This is a genomic window from Bacillota bacterium (genome assembly GCA_040754675.1).
GTDB lineage: Bacteria > Bacillota > Limnochordia > Limnochordales > Geochordaceae > Geochorda.
Window position 1 is genome coordinate 1 of sequence record JBFMCJ010000077.1, and the last position, 11,754, is coordinate 11,754.

The 11,754-nt window shown below is 66.2% G+C and carries 11 protein-coding genes and 1 riboswitch; of the genes, 2 read left to right on the top strand and 9 right to left on the bottom strand.

What is annotated here, in order from left to right; all coding sequences use genetic code 11:
* Positions 1-159 precede the first annotated feature (159 nt).
* The 7 genes from AB1609_06615 to AB1609_06645 are packed head-to-tail and all read right to left on the bottom strand — an operon-like array spanning position 160 to position 6,887.
* Positions 160-1,497 carry a hypothetical protein gene (locus AB1609_06615; GenBank protein MEW6046137.1) on the bottom strand — a complete coding sequence of 446 codons (1,338 nt, stop codon included), beginning with the start codon at positions 1,495-1,497 and terminating at the stop codon, positions 160-162.
* Entirely contained in the window at positions 1,497-2,669 is a 1,173-nt protein-coding gene (locus AB1609_06620) for a hypothetical protein (GenBank protein MEW6046138.1), read from the bottom strand. The genes AB1609_06615 and AB1609_06620 overlap by 1 nt, the downstream gene beginning before the upstream one ends.
* Position 2,670: 1 nt before the next feature.
* Positions 2,671-3,105, bottom strand: coding sequence for a hypothetical protein (locus AB1609_06625; protein ID MEW6046139.1), 435 nt, complete (start codon positions 3,103-3,105; stop codon positions 2,671-2,673).
* Positions 3,083-3,460, bottom strand: a complete 378-nt coding sequence (locus tag AB1609_06630; GenBank protein ID MEW6046140.1) for a hypothetical protein — start codon at positions 3,458-3,460, stop codon at positions 3,083-3,085. Before AB1609_06630 ends, AB1609_06625 begins: the two co-directional genes overlap by 23 nt.
* Positions 3,438-5,093 carry a GspE/PulE family protein gene (locus AB1609_06635; protein ID MEW6046141.1) on the bottom strand — a complete coding sequence of 552 codons (1,656 nt, stop codon included), beginning with the start codon at positions 5,091-5,093 and terminating at the stop codon, positions 3,438-3,440. Before AB1609_06635 ends, AB1609_06630 begins: the two co-directional genes overlap by 23 nt.
* Complete coding sequence (locus tag AB1609_06640) at positions 5,094-6,314, bottom strand: type II secretion system F family protein (protein ID MEW6046142.1); 1,221 nt, start codon at positions 6,312-6,314, stop codon at positions 5,094-5,096.
* A gap of 57 nt (positions 6,315-6,371) precedes the next feature.
* Positions 6,372-6,887, bottom strand: a complete 516-nt coding sequence (locus tag AB1609_06645; protein MEW6046143.1) for a type II secretion system protein — start codon at positions 6,885-6,887, stop codon at positions 6,372-6,374.
* A gap of 570 nt (positions 6,888-7,457) precedes the next feature.
* A riboswitch (cyclic di-GMP riboswitch) is annotated at positions 7,458-7,543 on the bottom strand.
* A 263-nt stretch (positions 7,544-7,806) separates the two neighbouring features.
* Between AB1609_06645 and AB1609_06650 the strand changes: the two genes are divergently transcribed.
* Together AB1609_06650 and AB1609_06655 are read left to right on the top strand one after the other, a co-directional pair.
* Positions 7,807-8,220 (top strand): nucleotidyltransferase domain-containing protein, encoded by a 414-nt coding sequence (locus tag AB1609_06650; protein ID MEW6046144.1) that lies wholly within the window; start codon positions 7,807-7,809, stop codon positions 8,218-8,220.
* A 10-nt stretch (positions 8,221-8,230) separates the two neighbouring features.
* Positions 8,231-8,629, top strand: coding sequence for a DUF86 domain-containing protein (locus AB1609_06655; GenBank protein ID MEW6046145.1), 399 nt, complete (start codon positions 8,231-8,233; stop codon positions 8,627-8,629).
* 137 nt (positions 8,630-8,766) lie between these two features.
* Here AB1609_06655 and larA read toward each other — a convergent pair whose 3' ends face one another.
* Together larA and AB1609_06665 are read right to left on the bottom strand one after the other, a co-directional pair.
* The gene (gene larA, locus AB1609_06660) at positions 8,767-10,059 is read right to left on the bottom strand and encodes a nickel-dependent lactate racemase (protein MEW6046146.1); all 1,293 of its coding nucleotides are present in this window, start codon (positions 10,057-10,059) and stop codon (positions 8,767-8,769) included.
* 420 nt (positions 10,060-10,479) lie between these two features.
* On the bottom strand, positions 10,480-11,751 hold the full coding sequence (locus AB1609_06665) for an MFS transporter (GenBank protein ID MEW6046147.1): 1,272 nt from the start codon (positions 11,749-11,751) through the stop codon (positions 10,480-10,482).
* Positions 11,752-11,754 lie beyond the last annotated feature (3 nt).

Below are 11,754 nucleotides of genomic sequence, written 5' to 3' on the forward strand. Positions count from 1 at the left end.
CCTCCGACGAGATCCGGGCTGCCTCGCGGCGGGCCTCTAAAGCGCGCCTCCTTTCGATAAGCGCCCACCGCGCGGAACACACCACCCCGGCGAGCGCAACCAGCACGCACAGCGCATAAAGGAGCCGCCCGCGGGACCGCAAGGAAAGTAGCTTCAGCCTCACTTTCCCTCACCCACCAGGACAGCCTCGACCCTGAACGAATAGCAGTCCAAGGAGTCGTCCCACACCACCCTCACCACCCGGACCTCGCAGCCTAGGGCAGCACGCAAAGCGTCTCGCACCACGCCGGGCGCGGAGACAGACAGCGAGCGCCCCTCCACCACAAGCTGGCTCCCCGCGGGGGGCAAGGCCGGGCTCTTTCCCTGGGCCTGGCTCCGGTCTCCGGACGGAAGCAAGTCTATCCTGATCAGCCACGCATCCGGCGGCACCGAGCGGGCCACCACGTCCGCCAGGCGCGCCCGGGAGGGGAGCTGCCCCAGAAAAGCCGCCGCCAGGTCGCCCCAGGAGGCAACCTCTTTCAGTTCCTTCGCAAGCTGCGAGGACTTCGAAGCCGCGCGGGCAAGCACCTCAGCCTCCCGCCGAGCGCGGCCGCCCTCGGCCTGGTAGTGCAGGGCTGCCTGCCCCAAGCCGACCGAGGATGCAGCTAGCACGCCTACAAGAAGCCAGGGCAAAAGCTGCCTGGCCCGCGCCCCCTCTCGCATCTCCCGCGTCAGCAGGTCAATCCGCGGCTCCAGCCAAGGGTGCAACGCCAGCCCGGCGGCCAGGTGGAACTCGGGCGGGACGTCTGGCACGGAGAGGGGAGACCACCCTTGGGGCGGGGAAGCTCCCGCCCACAACCTTGCCGCTGTTCCCAGCTTCTGCTGCGACTCCCAGTAGGAGACGGCACGGTCAAGGTCACGTGAGGTAGCCGCGGGCAGCGAGATGGCGAACTCCGGATGTTCCCTCCCGGCGACCAGCACCGCTCCCCCGCCCGACTGCGCCGCCACTGCCACCGGGCCGTCAGGGCCGGGGACGGCCCCGGCAAACGACGCCAGCCGCCACAGAGCGCACGCTTCGATGTCCACGGCAAGGAGCTTCACCCGCCCGGAAAAGGGCTGCACCAGTGCCCGCATGCAGTCTTCCAGGACGGCGCACGCCAGTACGTCAAAGCCGTCCCCGGAAGGACCCAGCACCGCGTGCCTGACCACCGCCTTGCCCTTACGCTCGCCGAGGAGGAGCTCCATCTCCCAGGAGGCCGCCGAGGCGAGGTCGCGCGCGGAGAGCTTCGGCGCCCGCAGGCAGCGCACCGCGAGGTCGGGGCCCGAGTAGGAAAGCACCACGGGCGCCCGCCCCAGCTCCCGCACCAGCCGCCGCAGGCCCTCCTCCACCCCGTCCGGGCGTCCAAGAAGCGGCTGCCGGGCGAACTTAAGAAAGCGCGGGCCCCGCCGCGTTCCCACCGCCAGGCAGCCGAATACTTCCTCCTCTGAACGCGATATGCCGAGGCACCGCCTGAGCATCAGTCTCCCGTCCTCTCCAGGATCCGGGTCACGTGCACGGGGCCGGAGACCAGGCCGAAGTCCACCTCGTCGTCCTGTTCCAGGGTGACGTTCCCTCGCAGCCTGTTTCCGTTCACGGTGGCCGCCGCCAATGCCCCGTACTCCATCCGGAGGACGCCGTGCCCGCCGCCCGTGCCGCCCCAACCGGCGTCCCGGCCAGCTACAATGACGGCCACGTGCACCAAGGTGCTGTTGCGCGCGACCACGTCTCTCCCCGCGATCAGGGAGAAGGCCGGGGCATCGAGCGACCCATACAGCACGATGTCCCCTGCGGACACGATGGAGGCGCGGGTCGAGGTGGAACCCCCTAATACGTACGCCGTGCCCTCCACGAAGTATACGCCTTCCATCGACGCCAGGTCGGCCGCGCTGAAGGTGCGGTCACCCGGGAAGTAGTGCTGCACCCCGCTCGAGGCCTCCAGGAGCTGGGCCTGCAGGCGGCCGAGCTCAACCATATCCGCGACCCGGGCGATGTCCGGGAGATCCTGGGGCGGGGTCCAGCCGGAGACGTTCTCCCGGGTGGCCGCGCCCGGCGAAACGGTCCCGGTCGCGTACGCAGAGCCACGGATGGCCGAAGGCTTCAGGCTCCAGACGTCCCCCGACACGTACACCTTCCGGGGCTCGGAGTCCGAGCCCACCCGGGCGTCGCCCCCGAGCGTGAGCCCGCCGGAGACGAGGAGGCCAGAGAGGAGCTGCGCGCTCCCGGAAACCTCCAGGACCGACCCGCCCAGGGCCTTGACCCCGCCACCGTACGCGCCCACCAGGGGCACCAGGCCGAGACTCAGCTTGACCCTCACCGTCTTGCGTACAGGATGAGCCCGCCCGGACACTCCCACCGAGGTCACCGTCACCACGTCGTCGTCCCGCTCGATCTTCACCTCCTCAACCGATGCCCTGTCCCCCACCGGGCCCAGGGCCACCGAGCCATCAGACCAGGCGGGGTAGGCGGTCAGATAGCGCACGATCCGCTCCACTCCCACATCCGCGGCCAGGCGCGCCTGCGCGGTGTCCAGGTCGAGCGCAGAGGCCCGGCGCGAGGCCACCCCTACCTCGTGCACGCCAAAAGCGGCCACGGCCATGGCCAGGGCTAAGACAGCAGCCAGGAGCACGCTCAGGTACCCTTCCTCCCGCATCCTAACTGCCCACCTCGTAGATCATCACCGCGGTGCGCAGAGGCCCGGCCGGGCCGTCGAGGAACACCTCCACTGGCCCCCCGGACTTCCGCGAGAACCGCACCTCCGAAAACCGCCACGACCTGGACACCCCACCCGCCGACCTCACGAGCAACTCGCCGGAAAACGACCAGGATACCTCCTGCCCGCCGATATCAAGCCGCAGGAGAGTATCCGAAACCTCCAGTACCTTGCGGGTACCCCGCAGGTCGCGGCAGAGGGCCAAAAAGGCGGAGCGCGCCAAAGAGGCGTCCTCGAACCCTGCCCGCGCCCGCACGGAGAGAGCAGGGACCCGCCAGGAGAGGTCGAGGAGGGCAAAAAAGAGGAGCGCGGAAAGAGCCCCCGCGATGACCACTTCCGCCAGGGCCCAGCCCCTACTGGATCCCGGCCCGCTCAAAAACAAGGACAGCCTCTTCTTCCCCGCCCGGGGCGGCATAGGACACCACAACCTCCACCCTCTTCAGCAGAGGGCCGGCCTCAGAGACCCTCACCTCACGGTAAAACCCAGGAAAGCCGGGGACCTCCGCGCGGGGCTCGGGCGCCACCTCGGCCCAGGGCACGCCCTTCAGCCTCTCGGCCTCCTCCTGGGCCAGGTAGGCCGCCCGGCTGGCGGAAAACGAAGCCCCCGCATCCTGAAGACCCCGCGCCAGCGGCTCCGCCACTGCGAGGGCGCAGGCGGCCAGCACCACGGCGGCCAGGAGCACCCCGGCCATGCTGAAGGCGCCCATCTCACTCCAGCCCCGAGAAGACAACGCGCATCACCTCCGCCACCGTGGTCTCCCCCGCCAGGACCTTCTGGGCAGCCGCCTCGCGCAGGGGGACCATGCCGGCCTTCACCGCCGCCTCGCGCAGCTCGTCCGCAGAAGCGCCTCGCCTGACCAGCTCCCGAACCGCCCGGTCCACCACCATCACCTCGGCCACCGCCGTCCGGCCCCGGTAGCCGGAGCCCCCGCAGGAAGAACAGCCCCTGCCCCGGCGCAAAAACACGGGCTCAGAGTCCAGCCCCAGCGCGTATCGCTCGGGCGCGTCCAGGGGAAGCTCGTACCTCTCCCCGCACAAGGGGCACACGAGCCGCACCAGCCGCTGGGCAGCCACACACAGGAGACACGAAGCAACCAGGTACGGCTCAACCCCCATGTCCACCAGCCTGACGGGCGCCGAGGCGGCGTCGTTGGTGTGCAGGGTCGACAGCACCAGGTGCCCGGTCATGGCCGCCTGGACCGCGATCTTGGCCGTCTCCTCGTCTCTTATCTCCCCCACCATGACCACGTCTGGGTCCTGCCTGAGGATCGCCCGCAGGGCGGAGGCGAAGGTCAGGCCAGCCCTGAGGTTCACCGCCACCTGCCTCACCCCGGGCATCTCGTACTCGGGCGGGTCCTCAACCGTGACTACGTTCTTCTCCCTGCTCAAGACCTCTTTGAGCGCGGCATACAGCGTGGTGGTCTTCCCCGAGCCCGTCGGGCCGGTGAGCAGGACCATCCCGTAGGGCGCCGACACCGCCCGGCGCAGCTTCGCCAGGTCCTCCGGCCCGTAACCCAAGGCCTCCAGGCTGGGGACCACCCGCGCCGTGTCCAGCACCCGCATCACCACTGCCTCGCCGTGCACCGTGGGCAGCACCGACACTCGCACATCGACCGGCCGCGGCGACCTCAAGCGAATCCTGCCGTCCTGCGGCAGCCTCCGCTCCGCTATGTCCAGACCGGCCATCACCTTAACCCGCGTGACCACAGCGGGGTGGAGGCGCCTGGGCACCTCCATCACGTCCCGCAGCACTCCGTCCACCCTGAGCCTCACCACCGTCCGGCCCCGCTCGGGCTCAAGGTGAAGGTCAGACGCCCCCTCGGAGACCGCCTGCTCGATCAACCCGTCCACCAGGCGTACCACGGGGGCGTCGGAGTCGTCCGCCTCCTCGTCCTCCTCCGGCGCGGCCGCGGACGCCACCCGCAAAGCTTCCTCCACCCCGGGGGCGCCGTACCACCTCTGCACAGCCCGAGCGACCTCCTCCGGACTCGCCACTTCGGGCACGACCTGGCAGCCAGTGGCAAGGCGGAGGTCGTCCAGGGCCACCACGTCGGAGGGGTCAGCCATGGCAACGTAAAGCACGTTCCCGTCTCGGGCAAAAGGGAACACCTGGTGGCGCCGCACCAGAGCCTCGGGCACCCCGGGAACGGGCGGCGTGTCCCCCAGCTGTGCCCTCTTCAGCCCCTCCCTTCGGGCCAGGGCCTCGGCGAGCTGGTCGGGCCGCACCAGGCCTCGGGAAACCAGGATCTCTCCCAGGCGACCGCCGCTATGGGCCTGCTCGCGCAGGGCGGCCTCGAGCTGCTCCCGGGTAAGCACGCCCAGAGAGACCAGGATCTCGCCCAGCCGCTCAACCACCGCAACCACCTACTTCTGGACCGCCTGGTAAAGCGTCACGATGGGCAAAAACAGAGAGAGCATGACAAACGCCACGTTGCCGCCGACCACGAGCAGCATCGCCGTCTCCACAAACGGCGGCAGCCGCTGCATGAGCCCGTCGACCTCAAGCTCAAGGAGCCGTGCGGCCTGCGAAAGCATCCCCGGCAACTGCCCCGAGGACTCGCCCACCGCCACCATCTTCCTCGCTGTCCCCGGAAAAAACCGTGACCCTTCCAGGGAAACCGCAAAGGAGCCCCCGCCCTGCAGGGTGTCGCGGGCCCTGCCGAGCTCCGACTCAAGCAGCGAAAACCCCGCCGTCCGGGCGGCGGACTCCAACGCTCGCACGGCGGGAGTCCCCGTCTCGAGCAAAAGAGCCAGGTTCCGGCACACCCGCGCGGCCGCCGAGCGGGAGGCAATCCGGCCGAGGACGGGCAGCCGGAGCAGAAGCCGTTCCCAGAGAACCCGCAACTTGCCGCTCGAGCGCGAGGCGCGCGCCAGGAGCACGCCGGCAGCCAGCAAGCCCAGCAGCACGGCCGCGCCCCGGCCGGCGTGGGACGATACCGCCAGCACGAACCTCGTTATCCCAGGCAGGGGCACCCCGGCACCCTGGAGCAGGGCGGCAAACCGCGGGACCACGAAGCCGAACATCCCGCCCGTCACCGCCAGGGCCAGGCAGAACACCACCGCAGGGTACGTCAGGGCCTGGCGCAGCTTGTCCCGGAACGCCGCCTCGCGCCCGTAATGTATCGCCAGCCGCGATAGGGCCTCGGGCAGCGCCCCGGCCTCCTCGGCCGCCGCCACGGTCTGGCAGAATGCCGCCGGGAACACATCAGGGTGCGCGCCCAGGGCCGCCGAGAGCGCGAAGCCCGCGCGCACGCTCTCGGACACCGCCCGCAGCGCAGAGGCGAATGCCCTCCGCTCCGTCTGGCCGGCCAGCACGTCCAGGGCCTCCTGTGCCGTCACCCCAGCTCGCAACATGGACTCGAACCTCACGCACAATAGCTCAAGGTCCCGGGGACTGACCCGGCCCCCGGGGCGCAGGGAACCGAGCCCTCTCTTTTCCGCCGCCTCCACGGAGATCACCAGCACGCCCGCCCCCGTCCGGCGCCACACGGCGCGGGCCGCTTCCCTTGGCCCCGGCGCGTCCACCACCACCCGCCCGAGCCGCCCGCCAGCCCAGACCTTAAGCTGGTAGAGCACGAAAGCCACCCCCGTCCCCTGAACCCAAAAGGCGAAGCGGAGAACCGTTCCCCTGCCCGCCAAGCACTACTGCGCGGACGCTACCTTGGGATCCCCCAGCGCAGGGTCGGCCAGCGTGGGATCGCCCGTCACCGGGGCCTGGGCGTTCGTACAGTAGATGTCGTCCTCGTTGCCCACATCCTTGTCGGGACCCGGGCTCACCAGTATGAACTCCAGGTAGTTGTTCCCGCTCAGCGGGGCGTGATAATAGTACGGGCTGCCCCAGGGGTCCTTGATCCCCGTCTCACCGCCCCACTTTACCCCGTGCGCCCCGAGCACGGCAGCAATGCCGCTTGCGTTCGAGCTCGCATTATCAGGCGCCGGGTACGAGCCCTTGCCCTCGTCCGCGCAGTAGGCCTCGACGATGCTCCTCATGGTGGCCAGGTCGGACATGGCCCGGGAGGTGCGCGCCTTGGTGGTGTACCCCATCAGCTGCGGCAGAAGTACCGCGGCCAGGATAGCAATGATGGCCACCACCACGAGGAGTTCCACCAGCGTGAAGGCCTTCTGATTGCGCACCCTCTTCGCAAAGACACCAATCACCTTCTTTTTCCCTCCTTACCCCGTCTAAGCTCATGCGGGGCATCCCGCCCCAGCTAGTTCCCCCCACAGGCACCGGTCGGCCTAAAAAGCACCCTGCTAATCCGCACAGACCACCACCTTTCGTGGTCGCGGTCCGCCACACAGCAAACCTGGCCCCCCAGCTGACGAAGGAGAGCCTGGTACCAGAGGCCGTTTTCCGCCAGGGAGGCCAGTTCGAATTCGATGTCCACGTTGTTCGCGCCCCACCGGCCCCTGGTGACATCCCCCACCACCAGCGCCAAGCTGGCTCGGGGTCAGCTAAGTGACGGGGATCGGTGCGGGCCGAGGCCAATCGATGCCCGGCCCGCTCCAACTCCTCCAGAAAACGAACATCCCGGCGCTTGTAACCGGGGCTGTCCGCGTTGGCCACGTCGTTCAGCAGCGCCAGATGCCGGCGCACGGCAGCACCCAGCGCCTGCTCTATCCCCCGTACCTGCCAGCTAGACAATCGGTCATGCGTGTTGCCCGCCCCCGCCAAATTGAAAATGCTTCCGCCGGTGCGGAAGCAGCCCAAAAAAGTTTCAGGGCTCCTTCGGCAGCCCGGCTATCATAGCTCCCAGAGCCTTAGACCCGTGGCTTTGCGTCCCCGCCTTTCGACGGGTTTGCCCTTATCGGTTTAGCCCCGTATGTCTTTTCTGACGCCAGCATTCTACATAACTGTCCGAATTCCTCCTTCGCTGCCACCCCCAATCCAATTTTTTCGACCAACCGGAACGGCGATAAGGCCGCGCCACCTCACCCCTCGCCCGTACCATCTTCGGTAGCTTCGTTGCTACTTAAGCTCCCGGGACATGGCCCTACTTCACGAAATCGCGCCTATCTGGTAATATCAGGATGGAGCAAGACCAACCGCAGTTGGGACCGGAAAGGGATGAAATCCTTGCTTGAGAAAAGATTAAGCTCCGCCCTCGATATACTAAGGAATTACCAGCCGATAGCGGTTTACCTGTTTGGGTCCAGGGCAGGCGATTCACCGCGGAGCGACAGCGACGTGGATATCGCCATCCTTCTACCGCAGGGACGCCGGATCCCGTTGTCCGAAAAGATGGACCTCGCAGCTAAGCTGGAGGCCACGCTTGAGCAAGAAGTGGACCTCGTGATTTTGAACGAAGCCCGGTTAACCCTCCAGTTCGAGATCATTCAAACAGGCAAGCTCTTATATGAGAGTAGCCGCGATGAGCGGACGGACGCGGAAGATCGTATCGTGAGAGACTACCTGGACTTCGAGCCGCTACTGGAGCAATCCTTTAAGGAAATAGCGGAGGAGGCTCGAGGAGGTGTTCCCCCTGTTTAACCGGCAGCTCGTGGCAGACCGGACCCAGGCAGCTCGTAATGCTCTGGGCCGGTTAGAAAGGCTATCTTCCATGTCCTTTGAGGAGTTCAAGGGCGATCCCGATAACTACGCCATCGCGGAACATCACCTTCGACGGGCACTCGAGGCCGTGCTCGATATCGGCCGCCACGTGGTTGTCAAGTCCGGCTGGGGCAACCCGACCAAGTACCGGGAGATTTTTGATTTCCTCGAACGAGGCGGCGTCCTAAGCGCTACGCTTGCCCAAAGCGGACGGGCGCTTGCTGGCTATCGTAACAGACTCGTCCACGAGTATGCTGCAGTTACCCAAGACGAAATGTGGGAGGTTTTACAAACCAAGCTCCCGGATATACGGGAGTTGCTCGCCGCTCTCGTGCGCTACGTGTCTTAGCCTTCCATAAACCCTGCTTTGGTGCCTGTTGGCACTGGTAGCGCTCGGCTCTCGTTTGCAAGGTACCCACCAGTTCTGCGGGACATCTCCAGAAGACGGCCATGTTGAAGGCCCAGGCGGGAATAAACAGTATATTATCAGAGCCCTCCGCGGGCATTTCTTCCCGCCCAGCCACCCACGTATGGAATAGTGAACGGCCCCTGCGGGAGAACCGCCACGCTGGCGCCGCCGCCGCAAACCTCTATCGCCCGCCGGATCCCCTCCTCGACGCCGGAAACCGGGTACAGGAAAGCGCTCCTTACGTCATCCTCGGGAAGCGACGAGTACAGGAATACCGTGGCCCGCAAGGTGATTTGAGCGAGGACCTGAGCTTCCCACTGATCCTCCATGCGGAATCCCGGCGCCCGGATAGCTTCCAGGAGCGCGCCGGGCCACCGGGCCTCTCTTAAGAGCCGGGCGAAGTTCCCGTGCGAAGGAAGGCCCTCGGAGCATTCCGAAGCGCATACGATGCATCCCCCGGGCCTGGTTATCTGCGCTGCGGCGGATAGGCCTTTTACGGTTTGGTACAGGTTCTGGTCCAGGGGCCACCCGCCGTTGGTGGTGATGACGATATCGTACGCCCTGCTCACCATCCTCATGGTCAGGTCCCGCACAAAAGCGCTGCCTTCGCGGTGGGCACGGAAAACATCCCCCGTGAAAACCCCGGTTATCTCCCCCGCCTTATTCACCGCCACGTTGATGGAGAAGTCGGGAGGAGCGTGGCCGCATGCCTCGCATATCTGTTCGTACACGGGGTTGCCATCCAGCTTCCCCCAGGTCGTCCCCGGATCGTCGATGAGCTGCGCCGAGTGTATCCCCATTATGGTCTCTATGCCCGCGACCCCCGGGACCACCGCCTTGGGTCCACCGGAAAAACCCGCGAAAAAGTGGGGCTCTAATAGCCCCACGGTAACCCTCTTCGACGCGTCGAGGTAACGACTGTTGAGCCATACGGGAATCCCTAAAGACGTGCGGCCCAGCATCTTCAAGGCAGCTTCGTCACGAGAGTCGTGGTTCATGACGGGATAACCGCCCGCCACAGCTTCTCCAAGCACAACCTTGATCTCCTGTTCGTCGCAGGGCCGGTGAGACCCCGTTCCCACCAGGAACAACAGGCGCAGATCGGGGAACCCCGCCATCTCTTCCAGGAGCCAGGAGACCAGTTTCGCAGTGGGCGCGGGCCGGGTGATGTCGGGGATGACCACGCAGACCTCGTCTCCGGGCTCAAGCATCTCCCGCAGCGGGGCGCAGCCCAAAGGCCTGCGGAGGGCGGCCACCACCGCGCCGCGTTCGTCGTCGATGCCGCGAATAAAGACCGGCTCGATGACGTCCCAGCTTTCATCCGCCTCGATCACGAGCTGCGCCCGCCCGTAAGGAAGAAAAACCTGCACTACCCATACCTCCCGAATCTTTCTTGTATCTGATGCTCGAGCCAGGAACGTTCACCGGGGAACCCCGCCCCACCGTCGGGCAGAGCGGTTTTACCTTAGCCTGCCACCGAGCAAGTCCGCCCTTCCCGGCTCGCTACCCCGGGGAGACCACCCGGTGGGGACTTGTGATAACCACTGTCACAGCGCTACCCTGAAAAATACTCTTTCATTCCCGGCGGCGTCGCCCCGACATGGAGGTCTTAGAGCATAATCCAACGAGCTGTGTATGCCAATGAAGCTCGCGACGATTTGCGGTCCTGATGGGGGCGCTTCTCAAAGCCCGCGGGGAACGCGCAAGACGTACACGCTCCGGCGTAGGCTTGAATCCGGGTGCCCCGTGCTACGCCGGCGAGGTCGCCCGCCACCCCCCGCCCGCCCTCGTCAGTTTTCCGTAGTAGGAGTAGAATCCCCCTTGCCTCCTCCCCGTGCCCGTGACCCGGGACGGGAATACACCGCCAGCGCGAAGGCCGGGGGCAGGCCGGCCGCCAGGTACATCCCCGAGTACCCGGCGAACTCGGAGATGACGCCTAAAAGCATGGCCCCCACGCCGATCCCCAGATCGAACCCGATATAAAAGGTGCTGTTCGCAGCCCCGCGACGTACCGCGGGAAGGCCCCGCACAGCCAGAGCCTGCATGCTGGGCTGAACCGCCGCGAAACCAGCGCCTGCTACTACTGCAGCCAGAAAAAACGTCGCCAGGGAACGGGCCCAAGAAAGCAGGACCATGCTGACAGCGACGGCAATGAGGCCCGGGATGACCACGGTGTCGAAGCCCCTGCGGTCCGCAAACGCCCCCAAGAGAGGCCGGGCAAATGCTATCACCACGGCAAAGACCCCGAAGAACGGGCCTATGTTGGCGATCCCCCTCTCCCTGGCGTAAAGCGCGAGGAACGTTACTATGGCGCCGTAGCTCATGTTGGAGAGAAAGACCACCGCACCCGGCAACACAGCTTTTGGTTCGTAGAAAGCTGCCCGGCTGGCCGGAGACCTTCCGCGTCCCTCTTGAACGGCTGCGCTATCCCGCCCAATTTCACGGCCGTGCGGCCCGTGCTCCCGGACCAGAGAAGCTAGCCCGAGCGCCGTGAGGGCCAAGCCCGCCGAAGTTCCAAAAAGCAGCGGGAAGCCGTAAGAGCCCGCGATGAACAACCCCAAAGCAGGCGCGACCGCCATCGCCACCGTGGACGCCAGCCCGAAGTACCCCATCCCTTCGGCCAACCTGGTCCGGGGGACCACGTCCGCGGCGATGGTGCCGGAGGCTGTCGTGCTAAACCCCCAACCAAAGCCATGAATGACCCGGATAATAAGCAACAGGCCGATAGAAGAGACCCAGCCGTAGAGCGCTGCGGAGATCGCGAAGACGACCAGCCCAAAGAGCAATGCGACCTTGCGTCCTATGGTGTCCAGCAGCCATCCTACCGGCGGCCTGATCACCACGGCCGAGAGCGTAAACACGCCCATGACCAGCCCCTGCACGCTCTTTCTTCCGCCCAGGGACTCGACGTAAACCGGCATCGTGGGCATTAGCATTTTAAATCCTAAAAACACGACCAGGTTCGCCAAGCATATAAGGATGAAGTCACGGGTCCATAAGACCTCGGCGCCGTGATGCGCGTCCACCAACCCCTGCGAACCCGCACAGCTCGCTTTCGTCACATC